Origin of the sequence: Microbispora sp. NBC_01389 (assembly GCF_045040095.1) — a bacterium.
Taxonomy (GTDB): Bacteria; Actinomycetota; Actinomycetes; order Streptosporangiales; family Streptosporangiaceae; genus Microbispora.
The window spans coordinates 4,538,418-4,556,960 of the sequence record NZ_CP109552.1; the positions used below are offsets into that span (position 1 = coordinate 4,538,418).

Genomic DNA, 18,543 nt, shown 5'->3' on the forward strand with positions numbered 1-18,543 from the left:
ACGGCCCTCCGTCCGGAGAAGTGCTCATGCCCCAATGATCCCGCCGCTCGCCTCAGTCGCTCACGCGCGGGCCGGTGATGCGGTCGGCCAGCAGGGCCAGGCGGTCCCGCAGGCCGGCCCGACGGCGTACCTCACCGGCCGCGCTGCTCACGAGGTGCTGGGCCGCGTCGAAGCTGAGCACGCCCCCCTCGGGCGGTACGGCGATCGCGTCGTGGGCGAGCGACTCCAGCTCCGGATCGCCGCCGTCGACGGCGAGGATCGTGGCGCCGGTGCGGCGGGCGTCGTCCACGCGCTCCAGCAGCGGCACGGGCGCCCGCTGCTCGGCCACCACGAAGAGCGTCTCGCCCCGCCCCGCGCTCCGCAGCCGGTCCATGCCGACGCGCAGATGAGGGGGAGCGCCGGGCGGCGGCGCCCAGCGGACGAGTGTGGGGGAGAGCTGGTTGAGACCCGACAGCCGGGCCTCGTCGGCGAGATGGGCGGTGACGTGCCAGGGCTCGTCCTCGGGGGTGCCGACGACCAGGAGCCCGCCGGGCGACCTGGTGGCCCGGAGGGCGAGGCCGAGCTCGCGCGTGCGTTCCAGCCAGCCGGTGGAGGCGAGCACCTCCCGCAGCAGATTCACCGATGCGGCGTCCATGAACGTCATCGTGCCTGACAGACACGAGTGAAGTCCCGCCGATCCGGTTCTTGACACACCGTTACCGGAGGATGACGATCAGCCCACGGCGCTGAGATCGTCATGTGCGCCCAACGGCCGGAAGGCGGCTCGATGAACCTGCGCGTCCGCGCCCTCGTGTCCATGATCGGGGTCTTCCTCCTGCTGCCCGCCCTCGGCGGCACCGCGCGGGCGACCTCGGCCGGGGACGTCGTGGAGGCTCGTGCCACCACCGTCTACCTCGCGCCGGGCCGGCTGCTGGAGGTGCCGGTGAAGGCCTGGCACCTCCGGTACCACTCCACCTCCGCGACGGGCCGGCCGAACGTCGTCTCCGGCACCCTTCTCGTGCCGGCCGCCCCCTACCTCCTGGGCAGGCGGCCCGTCGTGGGCTACGCCGTCGGGACCCACGGCCTGGGCGACCAGTGCGCCCCCTCGGCCGCCATGACGAACGGCACCGAGGCCGAGCTCGCGATCATGAGCCTGATGCTGCTCAAGGGCTGGGCCGTCGCGGTGACCGACTACGAGGGCCTCGGCACGCCGGGCGACCACACGTTCATGGCGGGCCTCTCCCAGGGGCACGCCGTGCTCGACGCGATCAGGGCCGCGGTCCGGGTGCCGGACGCGAACCTGTCCGACGCCGCGCCGGTCGTGGTCATGGGCTACTCACAGGGCGGCTCGTCGGCGGCGTGGGCGGCCCAACTCCAGTCGTCGTACGCGCCCGAGCTTCGGCTCAAAGGAGTCGCCGCGGGCGGGGTCCCGGCCGACCTGCGGGCGGTGGCCGATCACCTGGACGGCACGGAGAACTTCGGGCTGGCCGCCGCGGCCGGCCTCGGGCTGGACGCCGCCTATCCGGAGCTGCGCCTGGAGAGCCACCTCACCGCCGAGGGCGCCGCGCTGTTCGGCGACGCGCGGGACGACTGCGTGAGCGACCTGCGGGCGAAGCTCGGTGGGCGGCGCCTGTCGGAGCTGACCACGGCCGACCTGCTGAACCTGCCGGAGTGGCGGGCACGCCTCGCCGAGAACCGCCTCGGCGGGTCCGCGCCGAAGGCGCCGCTGTTCCTGTACCACGCGACGGGCGACGAGATCATCCCGTACGGGCTGGGCCGGACGCTGCGGCGGGACTACTGCGCGCGCGGGGCGAACGTCCTGTGGACCGGCCTGCCGGCCGGCAGCCACGTGCTCGGCGCGGTCGAGGGCGCCCCGCTGGCGGTGGCCTGGCTGGCGACCCGGGTCGCCGGGCTGCCCGCCGTCGGCAACTGCTGAGCCGCTCGCGCCCCCGGACGCGCCCCGCCCGGGTGGTTCCCCGCCCCCGGCCTGCTGGCATGATCTGAGGCATGGCTGAGCACACCACAGACGTCCCCGACGTGTCCGGGCTGACCATCGGCATCCTGGGCGGCACCGGAGACCAGGGCAAGGGGCTGGCCCGCCGGTTCTCCCTCGCCGGTCACACCGTGCTGATCGGTTCGCGCAGCGCCGGGCGCGCGGAGGAGGCCGCACGGGAGATCGGCGTGCGGGGGGCCGCGAACGCCGACGTGGCGGCCGAGGCCGACGTCGTGATCGTCGCCGTGCCCTGGGAGGGGCACAGGGCGCTGCTGGAGGCGCTGCGCGAGCCGCTCACCGGCAAGATCGTGGTCGACTGCGTGAACCCGCTCGGCTTCGACAAGCAGGGGGCGTACGCCCTGCAGGTGGAGGAGGGGAGCGCGGCCCAGCAGGCGGCGGCCGTGCTGACCGGCAGCCGCGTGGTCGCGGCGTTCCACCACGTGTCGGCGGTGCTGCTGCTCGACCCCTCGGTGGCGGAGATCGACCTCGACGTGCTCGTGCTCGGCGACGACAGGGAGGCCACCGACGTCGTGCGGGCGCTCGCCGCCCGCATCCCCGGCGCGCGTGGAATCTACGCGGGACGGCTGCGGAACGCCCACCAGATCGAGGCGCTGACCGCCAACCTCATCTCGGTCAACCGCCGGTACAAGGCCCACGCCGGCCTCCGGGTCACCGACGTCTAGCCATCCGCGGATCGGGCGCATCCTCACCTTCGACCTGCGCCGCCGGAAGGTGGCCGAACGCGCTGGTGCCGTCGCTGCCCGGCAAGATCGAGGGGCTGGCGCTGCTCGACTCCCGCACGATCGCGCTGGCCAACGACAACGACTTCGGCCTCGGCGACTTCGGCCCCGACGGCAGGCTGGTGGACAGCGGCGTGCCGAACCGCCTCGTCGTCGTCCGGCTCCCTCGCCCGCTCGGCGCCCGCTGAGGGCGCCCGCTGGAGGCGCCCGCCCGTCACACGGCGGTGGCGACGAGCCAGTCGGCCACCGCCTCGGGGGCGACGAGCTGGTGCAGGTGCTCGCCGGGGATGCGCGCGACCGGCCAGCCGCGCTCACCGGCCTTCCCGGCCAGGGCGGCGTACGCGTCCCCGAACCACAGGTAGCCGCTCCTGACGTGGTCCCAGCGGGCGGGCACGGGGATCTCCTCCTGGTAGTACGCGAGCGGCAGGCGCGGCTGCTCGGCCACGACCACCTGGCGCGTCACGGGGTCGGGCAGGAGGGCGGCGACGTCCTCTTCGGGCCACCAGTCGGTCCACCGCGGCAGGACGCCCGAGTCGTCGGCGAGGGAGCCCAGGAAGCCGAGGTGCTCCGGCTCCGCCGCACGGCACGCGCCGTCGCGCGGCGGCAGGGCGGCGTCCACGAACAGGCACGCGGCGACCTGCCCGGCGAGCGCCTGGGCGATCAGCGGCACGAACAGCCCGGCGTTGCTGTGCGCCACGATCGCCAGCGGCCCGCGCGGCGCGCTCGCCGTCACCTGCCGCACCAGGCCCGGCCAGTACGGCGGCGGGCCGGCCGTCACGTCGGTCAGCGGCGGCACGACCGCGAGGTGGCCGCGCGCCCGGAGGGCCTCGGCGACCGGCGCCCAGGTCGAGGGACCGACGGAGGGGCTGTGCACGAGGAGAAAGCTGACATCCATTCCCTCATCCTCGCCGTAGGCGGCGGCGACGGGATCGGTCTCCGCTCGCCGCGTAACCGGCCGGCTTCTCCAGCAGCGGCGGCAGCTTGGGACGCCGCAGCCCGTCGGGGAAGTAGACGTAGAGTTCCCGCTCGCCGATCCGCATCTCCTCCGGGGCGTACGCCGCCGGAGCGATGCTCGCCAGCCCCTCGCGGTCCGGTGAAGCTGCTCAGCCGTACGGAGGGTCACCGCAGTGGACAGGCCGGGCTCCCTCGTGGAGCCCGCGCTCGATGGCGTCGGCGATCGGCTCGGTGTTACCGTCCGCTGTGAACAGGGCGTTTTCGATCACATGTGTCCGCGGCCCCTTCCCCGTCATGTCCTCACCCGCCGTGTGGTGCGGGGGTTGCGGTAGGTGAAGGCCCAGCGGTCGTCGCCGACCTTTCGGCGGGTGTAGCGGGTGGGGTGGCGGTAGCGGTCGCGGTTGTGGAACTGGCACGCCGGCCCCAGCAGGTTCAGGTCGGTCAGCCCGCCGCTGCACCAGTTGTCGCAATGATCGATTTGGCACATGGTGGCGGGCAGGGGGCAGCCGTCGACCCAGCAGGTGGCGTACCGGGCGAAGACCGCCCGGCGCTGGGCCGGGGTGGCCAGGCGGACCTTGCGGCCCATGTCCAGGACCTGCCCGGCGGCGTTCATGACGATCCTCACCAGGGTGCTGGTGCGGGCAAGCCGGTGCACGCTGGAGGCGGGCAGCAGGTGCCCGGTCGCCAGGATCAGCCCCGGCAACCCCCGCAACCACACCCCCGGCGGCACATTGCCCCCCACCCCCGGCCAGACCTCACCTCCCGACCGGGCATTGCCTCCCGCCCCCGGCCAGGTGCTGCCTCCCGCCCACGGCGGAGCGTCGGGGCCGGCCTCCGGCGGGCTGTCGCCCTCCCCATCCGGCGGGGCGTTGCGTTCCGCTCCCGGCCAGGCATCGGCTCCCGCCCCCGGCATTCCGCGCACCTCACCCGGCGTGAAGGCATGCCGGTAGTCCCCCGCCCTGCAATCGCCGACAGGGCAATCCCCGCCAGGGCAGCCGGGAGCCGGACAGCCCCCAGGACAGTCCTTCGCGGGGCGATCCTCGGCTTGGGTGTCAGGAGTGTCGCCGTGCTCGGGTGGGGGATCAGGGGCGTGGGCCTGCCGCGAAGGTGTGCACTGCGAACTCCCCGCCCGGTGTCTCTGCATTTCTGCCTGGTCGGCATGGCCCTCCCGGGCGTCACCGAAATCGCCGAGGTTGCCGCGGTCGGCACGCTCGTCGCCGTGGGCCGAGTCGAAGTGCGGCCAGCCGGCGGCCGGGCCGCCCGTGGTCGAGTGCTCGGGCACGTCGCTCCCGCAGCGCCCACCGTCGCGTACCGGTGCATCACCGGCACGGTCCTCGCTGCCGGGAGCGGTCGCGGAGTGCCCGAGGTCCGGGTGCTCGCCATCAAGGACTGGCGTGTCGCTGGTGAAGCGCTCGCTGCCCAGGCCGTCCACGGGGTGCCCGGGATCGGAGTGCTCGCTGTCGGCGTCCGACGGGACAAAGCCGGGGCCGTTGGCCGCAGGGGCGGAGGAGTCGGAGCTGAGGTCAGGCTCCTTGCTTGAGGAGTCCGGGGCCGGAGTGGGGTCGTCACCCGGGTCGGTGCCTGACGGGTTGGTGCCTGCAGGGTCGCTGGTGGCGTGGTCGGCTGTGGGGTCGTCGGGGAGGGATTCGGCGGTGACCAGCACCAGCAGCTCAGTCGCGATCTTGTTTTCCAGGAATGCGATGAACGCATCGGCGTTACGTACGCTCAGCGGGCGGTCATCGCCTTCGGCCTTGGGCTTGGCGTAGACGTCGAGCAGGTGTTGCAACCGCGCGGCTGCCTCTACCGGTAGATAGAACTCCCCCTCCAGCCCGCCGTTCCTGCGCCTGCGGATCCGGAAGAACCTGCGGTCGAAGTCGGTGTGCTCGTCCTGCTCGTGGCCGTCGGGGTCGAGCACCGCCCGCAGGTACCGCCCTGCCTTGGCCACCTCCGCCGCGCCCGCCGACACCGCCAACTCCAGCAAAATCCGCTCAGCCGTCGCCGCCTGCTCATCGGTCAACCCCGCGGTGGCCGTGCAGATCGCCTCCACGACCCCCTCAGGCAGGCTGCCCTCCGCGAACCGCTCACGCACCTGCGGCAGACGATCCAACTCCATGCCCATCGTCACCAACCGGCCCGCCCCCGCAGGGGTCATCCCCCCAGCCGAGCGCAACCACAATTTGGTGGAGGCATGCCCGTGGTTCTTGGCCTCTCCGGCCCGGTGGACGCGGCCGACCCGGGCGGCCAGCGCCGAAGTGATGCGGTCGCGAACCGACAGCAACTCCTCGGCCTCGGCCAGGCACACCTCAACCGCCTCAGGAACCGGCACGAGAGCCACCGCCCGGGCCGCCTCGGCAACAGCCGCCACCGCCACCCACGACGACGACCCCGCACCATTAGCACCGCCAGAAGCAGCACCCGCAGCGCCACAGGGGACGTCGCCGGACGCACCACCGGCATCCCGATCCCGATCCCGGCCCGCATCGCTCCGATCAGTGCCGGACGCCTCGGTGGGTGCACCGCCAGAAGCGCGGTGGGGAGTGCCACCAGGGGCGCTTTGGGCCGGCGGGCCGTCGATGATCCTGGCCCACCAGGGATCAGCCGGAGGACGCGGCGATGGCACGTCGAACGTCGGAGACTCCATGCGCCTCTCCTCCCATCGCTCCTGCGATTCGAACTCTTACCCTAATCCTTTCATCACTCTCTGTATAGAACAAGCCACCGTGGCAATTACCTGGAGTCACAACAAGTGGAGGCGCAGGTCCCTCCAGGCGGCCTCTCCGAACCACGGCACGTCCGGCTGAGAACGACGTTCACCGGTGCGGGGCGTACATGATGACCAGCGCTCCGACCAGGCACCCCGCCGCACCGGCGGGCTTCCATCGGCCATCTGGAAGCCGGCCATGTCGTCGTACAGCAGGCCATACAGCAGGCCCGTACAACAGGCTCACGCGGCTGCCGGTCTCGGCTGCCGGCGGGGTGCGGCGGGTACGACGTCAGCCGCGGCGTTGGGTCTCCTCCAGGTAGCGCAGGACGGCTGTGACCCTCCGGTCCGCCCGGTCGGTGGGGGCCAGGTCGAGTTTGGCGAAGATGCTGCGGATGTGCTTGTGGACGGCGCCTTCGCTCACGAAGAGCCGTTCGGAGACGGCGGTGTCGCCCAGTCCCTCGGCCATCAGGGCGAGCACGTCGAACTCCCGGGTGGTCAGCCGTTCCAGCCCGCTGTGTGCGGTCGGCCCGTCGGGCGGGCCGGCCAGGGTGAGACGGCCGTCGTGGGCCTCGACCCGGCTGCGGATGCCGGTGAGCCCGTCGGAGCCGTGCCGTTCGTCCGCCGGCGGGCCAAACTGACAAGAGCGGCTTTTGTGGGTCATTCTGGACGACATGAGCTCCCTGCGTCCGGAAACGCGTGTCGTCCACCTGCCCCGGCCCGTGCCCGAGGGCAGCAGCCCGATCTCCATGCCCATCTACCAGACCTCGGGGTTCGTCTTCGACGACCCGGCCGTCTTCGCCGACGGCATGGGGCGGCCCGACGGGGCGTACGTCTACGGCAGGCTCTCCAACCCCACCGTGCGGGCCCTGGAGGAGGCGGTCGCCGGCCTGGAAGGCGGCGTGGCCGCCGTGGCCACCGGCTCCGGCATGGGCGCGATCAACGCCGTGCTGCTCGGGCTGCTGAAGTCGGGCGACCACGTGATCGCCCAGTCGGCGCTCTACGGGGCCACCGCCCAGACGCTGGCCGACCTCGCGCGGCGCTTCGGCGTCGAGGTGACCTACGTGCCGCAGGACGACCCCGCCGCCGTGCGCGCCGCCGTGCGGCCCACGACGCGGCTGCTGTACCTGGAGACCATCGCCAACCCGATGACGCAGGTGGCCGACCTGCCGGGGATGTGCGCGGCGGCGCGCGAGGCCGGGATCCTGACCGTCGTCGACAACACCTTCGCCTCGCCGATCCTGTGCCGTCCAATCGAGCACGGCGCGGACGTCGTCGTGCACTCCGTCACGAAGTACCTCTCCGGGCACACCGACGTCGTCGGCGGGATCGCCGTCTTCGCCGACGACGACCTGCACCGCGGAGTGTGGTCGTACGCCGTGGAACTCGGCGCGACGGCCGATCCGTTCGCCGCGTGGCTGACCCTGCGCGGGATCCAGACGCTGCCGCTGCGCATGGAGCGGCACTGCGCCAACGCCCGCCTGCTCGCGACGCGGCTCGCGGGCCACCCAGCCGTGGCCGCGGTCCACTGGCCGGGCCTGCCGTCGCATCCGTCGTACGAACTCGCGGCCAAGCTGCTGCCCGACTTCGGCGGGGTGTTCTCCTTCGATCTCGCCGGAGGACGCGCCGCCGGCGAGGCGTTCATGCGGGGCGTACGGCTCGCGCTGCTCGCGCCGTCGCTCGGCGGCGTCGAGACGCTGATCCTCCACCCGGCCACCACCTCGCACCGCACCGTGGGCGCCGCGGGCCTGGCCGCGGCCGGGATCGGCGAGGGGACGGTGCGGGTGGCCGCCGGCATCGAGCACCCGGAGGACCTGTGGGCCGACTTCGCCCAGGCGCTCGACGCCCTGTGACCGGCTCGTGAAACGCCTCGTGAAACGGGTCCCGAGCCGCCTCGTGAGGCGGCTCGGGAGGGATTACCGGTAGCTGTGCTCCGGCGTGGGGAACACGCCGGAGACGACCTCGTCGGCGTAGGCCCGCACGGCGCGGTCCATCTCGCCCGCGAGGTCGAAGTACTTCTTCACGAACTTGGCCGGCTGGGGGGTGAGGCCCATCAGATCCTGCCAGACGAGCACTTGGGCGTCGGTGCAGGGCCCGGCGCCGATGCCGACCGTGGGGATGCTCAGCGAGGTGGTGACCCGCGCGGCGAGGTCGCTCGGCACGCACTCCAGCACGACGGCGAAGGCGCCCGCGTGCTCCAGCGCCTTGGCGTCGGCCATCAGTTCGTCGCCCGCCTGGCCGCGGCCCTGCACCCGGTAGCCGCCGAAGGCGTTGACCGACTGCGGGGTCAGGCCGAGGTGGGCCATGACCGGGATGCCGGCCGACACGAGCATCTCCACCTGCGGGAGCACGCGGTGGCCGCCCTCCAGCTTGACGGCGTGCGCGCCCGCCTCCTTCATGAAGCGGGCGGCGGTCTCCAGCGCCTGCTGCGGCGAGGCCTGGTAGGAGCCGAACGGAAGGTCGGCCACGACCATCGCGCGTGACGAGCCGCGCACCACGGCGGCCGTGAGGGGGATCAGGTCGTCGACGGTGACCGGCAGCGTCGAGTCGTAGCCGTACACCACCATCGCGGCCGAGTCGCCGACGAGCAGTACCGGAATCCCGGCCTCGTCGAACACCTTCGCGGTCATGGCGTCGTACGCCGTGACCATCGGCCACCTCTCGTGCCGCTCCCTGGCGGCCGCGATGTCGCGGACGGTGATCCTGCGACCCGCGGCGCCGCCGTACAGGGCGGATGTGGACACAGCTGTAACAGAGGACATGGCTACCTCCAGGCCTCGTGGCGCCCCTGTGGCGTCCCCGGACAGTCCGATCATTGCATGCCGGCATGGCATGGAACACCCCGGATCGGCGGCCTAATCCAGGGGTGAGACGGGTGGGACGCATGGGGCCCCGGCGGCGAAGTTGTCGGACCCACCAGGCACAATGCCTCCGGAGGTAAGGAACCACAATGGCTTTTGATCGTTACCGGCGGGTGCTCGCCCTGCCGGGCGTGCGGACACTGCTGCTGGTCGGAATGATCGCGAGAATCCCCCTGACCGGCACCGGGATGACCCTGACCCTGCACGTGGTCAACCACCAGAAGCTGGGGTTCCTCCAGGCCGGCCTCGTCGGCGCGGCGTCCATGGCGGGGGCCGCGGTCGGCTCGCCGATCGTCGGAAGGTTCGTGGACCGGCGCGGGCTGCGGCCGGTGATGGTCGTCACGACGGCGGTGCAGCTGTGCCTGTGGTGCGCCGCGCCGGCGATGCCGTACGCCGTGCTGCTGCCGGGCGCGCTCATCGGCGGGCTGTTCAGCCAGCCCGTGTTCGGGGCGGTGCGGCAGTGCATCGCCGCGATGGTGCCCCGGGAGAACCACCAGACCGGCTTCGCCCTCGACTCGATGGGCGTGGAGCTGTCGTACATGGTCGGGCCCGCGCTCGCGGTCATGTGCGTGACGGCGTTCGGCAGCACGCCGACGATGTACGGCCTGGCGGCCGGGCTCGTCGGCGCGGGAGTGGCGTTCTACCTGCTCAACCCGCCCACGCGCTCCGCCGAGGAGGCCGCGGGGCACGAGGGGGCCGTCCCCCGGCGGCAGTGGCTGCGGCCCGCGTTGTTCGCCCTGTTCGGGATGGTGACGGGGCTGACCTTCGTGCTCACGACGACCGAGCTGGCCGTCGTCGCGATGCTGAAGGCCGGTGACGCGACCGCCTGGACCGGGCTGGTCGTCGCGCTGTGGTGCGCGTACTCGCTGATCGGCGGCTTCGTGTACGGCGGGCTGCCGCGGGGGCTGTCGCCCGTGCTGCTCGCGGGCGGCCTGTGCGCGCTGACCGTACCCGTCGGGCTGGTCGGCGGCGGCTGGTGGTGGCTCTGCCTGGCGCTGGTGCCGTCCGGGTTGCTGTGCGCGCCGGCGCTGTCGTCCACAGTGGACGCGGTGAACCGGCGCGTCCCGGCGGCGGCCAGGGGAGAGGCGATGGGCCTCCACGGCGCCTCGCTGACGATCGGCGGGGCCCTGGCCGGGCCGATCGCCGGCGGGATCCTCGACGCCCACGGCCCCGCCTGGGCCTTCGCCGTGTCCGGAGCGGCCGGGCTCGTGCCGGCCGTGATCGCCGCGCTCGTCTGGCGCAGGGCGCCGGCCGCCGTCCCCGGCGCGGCCGTTTCGGTCCTGGCGGTTTCGGACGCCACCGTTTCGGACGCGGCCTCCCTGCGCGCGTCCGCCGGGGAATAGAACCCGCTCCCGGGCGCTTGGTACGGAGGCATCGGGCGATTATGAAACGGTGCCGTTGCGTATCGGAACCGCCTGGCGCTACGCTGGCGTAGCGAAACTCAAGCGTATCGAAATCATGCGTACCGCAATCATGGGGGATTCCTTGGAAGCGCACACCGGTCATCCACGCCGCTGGCAGATCCTCGGCGTGATGGTGTTCAGCCTGCTGGCCGTCGTCCTCGACAACACCATCCTCAACGTGGCGATCAAGACGATCGCCGATCCCGTCCACGGGCTGGGCGCGACCCAGAGCGAGCTCGAATGGGCGATGAACTCCTACACGCTGGTGTTCGCCGGCCTGCTGTTCACCTTCGGGGTGCTCGGCGACCGCTACGGGCGCAAGCGCATGCTCCTCGTCGGCATGGTCCTGTTCGGCCTGGCCTCCCTGGCCAGCGCGTACGCCCAGGACCCGATGCAGCTCATCGCGGCGAGGGCGCTGATGGGCCTCGGGGGCGCGGCCATCATGCCGGCCACGCTGGCGGTCATCTCGAACGTCTTCCCGATCCACGAGCGGGGCAAGGCGATCGGGATCTGGGCGGGCGGCGTCGGCATCGCCGTCGCGATCGGCCCGATCACCGGGGGCGTGCTGCTGGAGCACTTCTGGTGGGGCTCGGTCTTCCTCGTCAACGTGCCGATCGTCATCATCGGCCTCGTGCTGATCGCCGCGCTCGTCCCCGACTCCAGGGACCCGAGCAAGAACAGCCTCGACCCGGTCGGCGTGCTGCTGTCCATCGCCGGTCTGATCAGCCTCGTCTACGGCATCGTCCGGATCAGCGACCTCGGCACCGTCGCGGACGTCTCGGTCATCGCGCCCTCGCTGCTGGGGCTCGCGATCCTCGCCGCGTTCGTGTGGTACGAGAGCCGCATCGAGCACCCGGCGTTCGACGTGCGCAACTTCCGTAACGCGGGGTTCTCCACGGCGATCGCCAGCGTCGGCCTCGTGTTCTTCGCGGCCATGGGCGTCATGTTCTTCCTGGCCTTCTACTGGCAGATCGTGCGCGGATACTCGCCGCTGCAGTCCGGCGCGCTCGTGCTCCCGTTCGCCGCGGCCCAGCTGATCTTCGCGCCGCAGAGCGCGCGCCTGGTCCAGAAGTACGGCGCCCGGGCCGTCGGCACGGTCGCGATGCTCGTCATCACGCTGGCCCTCGCCGCCTACGCCTTCGTGCAGGTGGACACCCCCGTCTGGCTGCTGCTCGCCATCGGGTTCGTCCAGGGCGCGGCGATGGCCAACATCATGCCCCCGGCGACCACGGCCATCATGAACGCGCTGCCGAGGGAGAAGGCCGGTGTGGGCTCCTCGATGAGCAACGTCGTCCGGCAGGTCGGCGGCACGCTCGGCATCGCCATCCTGGGCGCGGTCCTGTCCGCGAGCTACCGCGGTGACATGGAGGGCAAGGCCACCGCCCTGCCGGAGGAGCTTCGCCACGTCGCCACCGAGTCCATCTCGGGCGCGGCGGGGGTCGCCGGTCACCTGGGCGCGCGGGGCGCGAGCCTGCTCGACACGGCCAACGCCGCGTTCGTCACCGGCATCCACTGGGCGGCTCTCGGCTCGGCCCTCGTCGCCCTCCTCGGCACCCTCGTGGTGGCCCGCTGGATGCCGGGCAAGGCTCCAGCCGAGGTCGCGGCCGACAAGGCCGGGACCGAAAAGGAAGCGGCGGTAGTGTGAACCTGCCATGAATACGCAGCAGACGGCTGAAGGGGCGGCCCGCCCGGCGGGCCGCCCGCGCAGCGAGAAGGCGGAGCGGTCGATCATCGAGGCCACCCTCGACCTGCTCGGCGAGGGCATCGGCGTGTCGGAGCTGTCCATCGAGTCGATCGCCAGCCGCGCCGGTGTCGGGAAGACCACGATCTACCGCAGGTGGTCCAACAAGGAAGACCTCGTGGTGGACGCCCTGGCGGCCCTCAAACCGCCGATCCCGCTGCCTCAGGGCGGGACCGTCCGGGACGACCTGGTGGCCTACCTCCGGGTGATCCAGGAGGAGACCCGCCACCTGCGCACCCGCTGCATCATGAACATCGCCATGAGCGACTCCGAGCGGCATCCCCACCTGGCGGAGCGGTTCCGCGAGCTTGCCGTGGAGCCGCGCAGAGCGGTGGTGGCGGCCGTCCTGCGCCGTGGCATGGACACCGGGGAGCTGCGGGCGGACCTCGACGTCGACATGGCGCTGGCACTGCTCAGCGGCGCCATGGTGTGGCTCACGAAGTGGTCCGACGGGCACTCCCCGGCGGACCTGCCCGAGCGGATCGTCGACGAGGCGCTGAAGGGCTTCCGCCCCCGCCCCGCCGAGTAGCCCGCCGAGCAACCCGCCGATCGACCCCTCGCGCGGCCGGCCACGCCCGGCCGCGCGGACGCGTGACCGGGCGTGGCACCGCCCGCGACGGGCGGGCGGCGGGTGGCTAGAGACGCTCGCGCCAGCGGTTCGTGATGGGCAGGCGGCGGTCGCGGCCGAAGTTCTTGGGCGTGATCTTCGGGCCCGGCGGGTACTGGCGGCGCTTGTACTCGGCCAGGTCCACCAGGCGGATCACCTTGGTGACCAGCTCGGGGTCGTGCCCGGCCGCGACCAGTTCGTCGCGTCCCATGTCCCCCTCCACGTAGTCGCGCAGCAGGCTGTCGAGCACCTCGTACGGCGGCAGCGAGTCGGTGTCGCGCTGGTCGGGCCGCAGCTCCGCGCTCGGCTCCTTGGTGATGGAGTTCTCCGGGATCGGCGGCCGCCCCGGCTGGGCGTTGCGCCACTCCGACAGCTTCCAGACGACGCTCTTCAGCACGTCCTTGATCGGCGCGTAGCCGCCGGCCGAGTCGCCGTACAGCGTGGAGTAGCCGGTGGCGAGCTCGCTCTTGTTGCCGGTGGTCAGCACGAGGTGGCCGTGCTCGTTCGACAGGCTCATCAGCAGCATGCCGCGCACCCGGGCCTGTAGGTTCTCCGCGGCCAGGCCGGTCAGTCCGATCTCCTTCTCGAACGCCGTGACGATGTCGGCGATCGGCACGACCTGCGCGTTCACCCCCTGGCGGCGCACCAGCTCCTCGGCGTCGGTGATCGAGTGGTCCGAGGAGTACCGCGACGGCATCAGCACCGCGTGGACCCGCTCGGGCCCGATGGCGTCGGCCGCGATCGTGGCGGTCAGGGCCGAGTCGATGCCGCCGGAAAGGCCGAGGATGACCGACGTGAAGCCGTTCTTCCGCACGTAGTCGCGCACTCCGGTCACCAGCGCCTGGTAGATCTCCGCGAGGTCGTCCAGCCGCTCGGCGACGACCGGGGGCTCCGGCTCGTACGGCTCGACCGGGGCGGCCGACAGCAGTACCCGTTCGACCGTGATGACCGTTCCGTCGTGGGCGTCGTAGGCGTGGGTGCTGGCGTAGGCGTGGGTGCCGGCGTAGGCCTCGTGACTCGGCTCGCCGAGCTCGCCGAGCTCACCCGTGGCCTCCGGCAGCTCCAGGTCGGTGACGAACAGCTCCTCCCGGAACTGGGACGCCCGGGCGACCAGCGCGCCGGAGGCGTCCACGACGAGGGAGTCGCCGTCGAAGACCAGCTCGTCCTGGCCGCCGACCATGTTCACGTACGCGAGGGCGCAGCCCGCCTCGCGGGCCCGCCGCGCGCACAGCTCCAGCCGCACGTCGTCCTTGTTCGTCTCATACGGCGAGCCGTTGGGCACGACGAGGAGCCCCGCGCCCGCCTCGGCGACCACCGAGATGGGCCCGCCCTCCTGCCACAGGTCCTCGCACAGGGCCACCGCGACGTCCACGCCGTGCAGCCGGAAGATGGGCAGCCGGTCGCCGCGCACGAAGTAGCGGTACTCGTCGAACACCCCGTAGTTGGGCAGGTGGTGCTTGGCCGACTTCGCCACGACCCTGCCCCGGTACAGCACGGCGGCGGCGTCGAGCGGGGCGCCCTTCGGCTGCCCGACGCGGGGGGCGAGGTCGGCCCGGTCGAGATATCCCACGACGACGGGGAGATCTCCGAGCCCTTCATCGGCGAGCCGCGCCGCCACCTCGGACAGCGTCGCGATCGACGCCTCGGCGAACGACGACCGGAGCACCAGGTCCTCGGCCGGGTAGCCGGTCAGGAACATCTCGGGGAAGACGACGAGGTGCGCGCCGCGCCCGGCGGCCCGGCGGGTCCACTCGACGAGGGTCTCCGCGTTGCCGGCGACGTCTCCGACGACGGGATTGGTCTGGGCGAGAGCGATACGCAATTGAGCCACGCCCCCACCCTAAGGTGTCCGGTTTTTTGTCGTCAAACTGACGATAAGGGGGGTTAGGCTCCGGGCGATCCCGGGCTGACCAGACCCCTCTCGTACGCGAGGACCACCAGCTGGGCGCGGTCGACCAGCCCCAGCCCGCGCAGCAGCGCCGTCACCTCGCCGGCCACCTCGCCTTCCGGCACGTCCAGGGTCATCGCGATCTGCCGGTTGGTGAAGCCCCGGGCGACGAGCTTGATCAGGTCGATGTCGGCGTCGGACAGACCCTCCGGCGCCGCCGGGTCGCGCCGCCCCGCGAAGGCGGAGATGAGGTGGGTCGTGACCGCCGGGTCCAGCAGGGCGTCACCCGCGATGGCCGCCCTGACCGCCGCGATGAGCTGCTCGGGCGCCGAGGTCTTCAGCACGAACCCGCTCACCCCGGCCCGCAGCGCGGCGTACAGGTTCTCGTCGGTGCCGAAGGTGGTCATCATGATGACCTTGGGGGGAGCCTCCGCCGCGAGGATCCGGCGGGCCGCCGCCAAGCCGTCCAGGCGCGGCATCTGGATGTCCATGAGCACCACGTCGGGCCGTGCGCCGCGGACGAGCGCGATGGCCTGCTCGCCGTTCTCCGCCTCTCCGACGAGGTCGAGCCCCGGCTCGCTGTCGAGGATCACCTTCAGGCCGGTGCGCACCAGCGCCTGGTCGTCGGCGATCAGCACGCGCAGGGCCCGGTTGCCGGCCCGCGCCGGCTCCGTTCCGCGCGGCACGTCGGGTGCGCCGGGAGCGGGGGAAACGACCCGCGCTCCGGACGACGCACCGGAGGCCGGAGCCCCTGCCTCGGGTGCGTCGAGGTGCCCCGCCTGCGCGAGGATGTCCTGCTCCAGACGCTGCAGGGTGGGGCCGAGGTCGAGGCCGAGTTCGTCGCGCAGCGCCTCCCTGGCGCGCCGCAGCGCCCCGAGGGCGTCGCCCTGCCGCCCGGCGCGGTAGAGCGCGAGCGCGAGCAGCCGCCAGGCCTCCTCCCGCAGCGGGTGCGCCGAGGCGTACGCCTCCAGGTCCGGGATCAGGGCGCCGGTGCGGCCGAGCCGCAGGGCGGCGTCCGCGCGACGCTCCACGGCGAGGAGACGCAGCTCGTCCAGCCGCATCGCCTCGGCCTGCGCCCACATCAGCTCTTGGAAACCGGCCAGTGCCGGCCCCCGCCAGAGGCCGAGGGCCGTCTCCATCCGCTCCAGCGTCACGGCCGGGCCGTCGTGCTCGTTCTTGACCAGGTGCTCGAAGTGCCAGGAGTCCACCTCCTCGACGCCGGCGCGCAGCGCGTACCCCGGGGGCGCCGAGACCAGGATGCCCGCCTCCTCGCGCGGCGCGCGGCCGGGTTCGAGCGCCCGCCGCAGCCGGGAGACGTACCCCTGGATGGTGGACAGCGCCTGGGCGGGCGGCTCACCGGGCCACAGCTCGTCGATGAGCGCGCTCACCGGCACCGCGCGCCCTCCGGCCACGAGCAGCCGGGCGAGCACGGCCTGCTGCCGTTGCCCGCCCAGATCGAGCGTCTCACCATCGGAAGTAGCCTCGAACGGCCCCAGAGCACGAAAAATCACCATCGCATGGGTAAGCGTAAAGGCAGCGACCACCGAAGACGTGCCGAGCGCCTTTCGGTTCTGTCACGAGGTCGTGACATGCCTCGCGACGAGGTCAGGCGGTGAGCGGGAACCGGGCCTCGACCACGGTGCCGCCGATGTCGGGGGCGGTGACGGTGCAGCTGCCGCCGAGCTCGGCCGCGCGTTCGCGCATCGAAGACATGCCCACTCCCGCGCGCGGACGGGCGGGCAGGCCGATGCCGTCGTCGGCGATCCGCACCCGCAGCTCGCCGCCGCCCGGCTCCGCCTCCGCCGTCCGGGCGACCTCGACCCGGACCCGGGTGGCCCGCGCGTGCCGGCGCGCGTTGTTCAGCGCCTCCTGCACGATGCGGTAGACCGCGACCTCCACGGCGGCGGGCAGCCCGGCGAGGTCGCCCTCGACCCGCACCGCGACGTCGACCGGCGCCATACCGCCCTGCTCCGTCCCGGAGCCGCCGGCGGGCAGCGTCTCCTCCGTGAGGGCGCGGACGGCTCCCGCCAGCCCGAGGTCGTCGAGGGCGGGGGGACGCAGGCCGTACACGAGCTCGCGGATGTCGCCGGCCACGGCGTCCATGCCGACCCGCAGGTCCCGCAGCAGGCCGTCGGCGGCGGCGGGCGACCGGGTCAGGCTCACCCGCGCCATGTTGAGCGTCATCGCCATCGCCCCGAGGGTCTGGCCGAGCCCGTCGTGCAGGTCGCGGCGCAGCCGCCGGCGCTCCTCCTCGCGGGCGGCCAGGATGCGCTCCCGCGACCGCTGCAGGTCGGCGGCCATGCGTACGGCGTGGGCCACGTCGGCCACGTAGGGGAGCAGGGTGGCGAGCACCCGCTCGTCGTGCGCGGCGGCGAACCTCGTGACGCCCGGGCGGCCCACGAGCAGCCGGCCCACCGGCTCGCCGTGCCAGACCAGCGGCACCTCGCGGGGCGAGGGACCGATGTGGCCGCTCTCGACGTACCGCGGCCTGCCGTCGGTGATCTCGACGGCGACCCCGCTCACGGCGAGGCCCTCCCGCACGACCGTGACCACCGAGGCGAGCGCGTCGGCGGGGTCGGCCCGCCGAACCTCCTGGGTGAGCCGCTCGGCCAGCAGCGCCGGGTCGCCCACCGGCCCGTACAGCGCGCGGTCCACGACACGCTGCAGCGCCCGGCGCAGCGGCTGGAAGAACGCGCCCGCGAACAGCGCCGCCGCGAGCCCGGCCACCTGGTGATAGCCGGAGACGAACAGGCTGGAGGCGGCTCCGACGCCGAAGTACACCGCGCCGACCACGACGAGCAGTCCGGCCGTGACGAACGTCCGGCTGATGACGGTGTCGATGCCGTACAACCGGTAACGCAGGGCCGCGAAGAGGATCGCGAACGGGATGAGCGCCGTCACCACCGTCGCCGGGACCCACATCGCCTCGCCGAGCACGTACAACACGACGTAGAGGGCGAAGACGGACAGCGGCCAGGCGATCTGCCGCCGGGTCACGGGGTCGGCGCGGCGCAGCCGGAGGGCGAGCGAGGCCAGCGCCGCCACCACGCAGACCTGCACCGCGTACTGCAGAATTTCCCACAACGTGCCGTAATAGGGGGCGAGGGCCGTGACCTGCAGCGGATTGTGGATCACGGCGGGCCACAGGTAGTCCGCGGGATCGGGGTCGGGCCGCAGCAGGCCCAGCACGATCTCCGCGAGGGTGACGACGGTGCCGAGGACGACGACCACCCGCCAGCGGCGGGACGAGAGGGTCCCGGTGGGGGAGTAGAGCGGGACCAGGACCGCCAGCATCAGGCCCGCCACCGCCCAGCACACGAGCTGGACCGCCCGGGCCACGAACGCCGCCCGCATGTCGCCCTGGGAGGCCCAGTGGAACATCAGCGCCATGGAGGCGACGTTCCCCGAGCCCAGCAGGCCGCCGGCGCAGATCAGCCAGGCGATGCTGAGCCGGGGCCGCTGGGACACCAGGAACGCCCCGGTCAGCGGGAACGTCAGCGCGACGCCGAAGTCCGGGCTCAGCGGGGGCCGCGGCTGCCATTCGGCGGGGAGCCGGAGCTGGACCAGCACCCCCAGAAGGGTCAGGACCAACGCCACGGCAGCCATGACCCAGGCCAGCGCCCGCCCGGAGAAGGCTGGGGGATTTGTGTCCATCCTGAAAGGGATTATCACCCTT

General features: G+C 72.8%; 16 protein-coding genes. 7 read left to right on the forward strand and 9 right to left on the reverse strand.

All coding sequences use genetic code 11. From position 1 onward, the window contains the following. Positions 1-52: 52 nt before the first annotated feature. Positions 53-634 (reverse strand): hypothetical protein, encoded by a 582-nt coding sequence (locus OG344_RS20515; RefSeq protein WP_327044928.1) that lies wholly within the window; start codon positions 632-634, stop codon positions 53-55. A gap of 132 nt (positions 635-766) precedes the next feature. Between OG344_RS20515 and OG344_RS20520 the strand changes: the two genes are divergently transcribed. From OG344_RS20520 to OG344_RS20530, 3 genes are all read left to right on the forward strand, one after another. After that, the gene (locus OG344_RS20520; RefSeq protein ID WP_405084464.1) at positions 767-1,915 is read left to right on the forward strand and encodes a lipase family protein; all 1,149 of its coding nucleotides are present in this window, start codon (positions 767-769) and stop codon (positions 1,913-1,915) included. A gap of 71 nt (positions 1,916-1,986) precedes the next feature. After that, on the forward strand, positions 1,987-2,655 hold the full coding sequence (npdG, locus tag OG344_RS20525) for an NADPH-dependent F420 reductase (protein ID WP_405084465.1): 669 nt from the start codon (positions 1,987-1,989) through the stop codon (positions 2,653-2,655). Positions 2,656-2,720: 65 nt separating this feature from the next. After that, positions 2,721-2,900 carry a hypothetical protein gene (locus OG344_RS20530; RefSeq protein ID WP_405084466.1) on the forward strand — a complete coding sequence of 60 codons (180 nt, stop codon included), beginning with the start codon at positions 2,721-2,723 and terminating at the stop codon, positions 2,898-2,900. A 26-nt stretch (positions 2,901-2,926) separates the two neighbouring features. Here OG344_RS20530 and OG344_RS20535 read toward each other — a convergent pair whose 3' ends face one another. The 4 genes from OG344_RS20535 to OG344_RS20550 form a co-directional block, all read right to left on the reverse strand. Further along, positions 2,927-3,607, reverse strand: a complete 681-nt coding sequence (locus OG344_RS20535; RefSeq protein ID WP_405084467.1) for an alpha/beta hydrolase — start codon at positions 3,605-3,607, stop codon at positions 2,927-2,929. Positions 3,608-3,611: 4 nt separating this feature from the next. Beyond that, positions 3,612-3,752 (reverse strand): hypothetical protein, encoded by a 141-nt coding sequence (locus OG344_RS20540; protein ID WP_405084468.1) that lies wholly within the window; start codon positions 3,750-3,752, stop codon positions 3,612-3,614. A 206-nt stretch (positions 3,753-3,958) separates the two neighbouring features. Beyond that, positions 3,959-5,992 (reverse strand): DUF222 domain-containing protein, encoded by a 2,034-nt coding sequence (locus OG344_RS20545; protein ID WP_405084469.1) that lies wholly within the window; start codon positions 5,990-5,992, stop codon positions 3,959-3,961. A 667-nt stretch (positions 5,993-6,659) separates the two neighbouring features. Next, entirely contained in the window at positions 6,660-7,031 is a 372-nt protein-coding gene (locus OG344_RS20550; RefSeq protein ID WP_405084470.1) for a response regulator transcription factor, read from the reverse strand. Between the two features lie 10 nt (positions 7,032-7,041). Between OG344_RS20550 and OG344_RS20555 the strand changes: the two genes are divergently transcribed. Next, on the forward strand, positions 7,042-8,220 hold the full coding sequence (locus tag OG344_RS20555) for a trans-sulfuration enzyme family protein (protein ID WP_405084471.1): 1,179 nt from the start codon (positions 7,042-7,044) through the stop codon (positions 8,218-8,220). 63 nt (positions 8,221-8,283) lie between these two features. On the opposite strand, the gene panB is transcribed toward OG344_RS20555, so the two are convergent. Beyond that, positions 8,284-9,129, reverse strand: coding sequence for a 3-methyl-2-oxobutanoate hydroxymethyltransferase (panB, locus tag OG344_RS20560; RefSeq protein WP_405084472.1), 846 nt, complete (start codon positions 9,127-9,129; stop codon positions 8,284-8,286). A gap of 188 nt (positions 9,130-9,317) precedes the next feature. On the opposite strand from panB, the gene OG344_RS20565 reads away from it, so the two are divergent. The 3 genes from OG344_RS20565 to OG344_RS20575 all read left to right on the forward strand — a co-directional run bounded on the left by OG344_RS20565 (position 9,318) and on the right by OG344_RS20575 (position 12,901). Next, the gene (locus OG344_RS20565) at positions 9,318-10,571 is read left to right on the forward strand and encodes an MFS transporter (RefSeq protein WP_405084473.1); all 1,254 of its coding nucleotides are present in this window, start codon (positions 9,318-9,320) and stop codon (positions 10,569-10,571) included. 130 nt (positions 10,572-10,701) lie between these two features. Then, positions 10,702-12,276: an MFS transporter gene (locus tag OG344_RS20570; RefSeq protein WP_405084474.1), complete on the forward strand. Its 1,575-nt coding sequence runs from the start codon at positions 10,702-10,704 to the stop codon at positions 12,274-12,276. A gap of 7 nt (positions 12,277-12,283) precedes the next feature. After that, entirely contained in the window at positions 12,284-12,901 is a 618-nt protein-coding gene (locus OG344_RS20575; protein ID WP_405084475.1) for a TetR/AcrR family transcriptional regulator, read from the forward strand. Between the two features lie 106 nt (positions 12,902-13,007). On the opposite strand, the gene OG344_RS20580 is transcribed toward OG344_RS20575, so the two are convergent. From OG344_RS20580 to OG344_RS20590, 3 genes are all read right to left on the reverse strand, one after another. Continuing rightward, positions 13,008-14,810, reverse strand: a complete 1,803-nt coding sequence (locus tag OG344_RS20580) for an NAD+ synthase (RefSeq protein ID WP_327044940.1) — start codon at positions 14,808-14,810, stop codon at positions 13,008-13,010. A gap of 53 nt (positions 14,811-14,863) precedes the next feature. Next, positions 14,864-16,381, reverse strand: coding sequence for a BTAD domain-containing putative transcriptional regulator (locus OG344_RS20585; protein WP_405084476.1), 1,518 nt, complete (start codon positions 16,379-16,381; stop codon positions 14,864-14,866). A gap of 91 nt (positions 16,382-16,472) precedes the next feature. Then, positions 16,473-18,521: a sensor histidine kinase gene (locus tag OG344_RS20590; RefSeq protein WP_405084477.1), complete on the reverse strand. Its 2,049-nt coding sequence runs from the start codon at positions 18,519-18,521 to the stop codon at positions 16,473-16,475. Between the last annotated feature and the right edge of the window lie 22 nt (positions 18,522-18,543).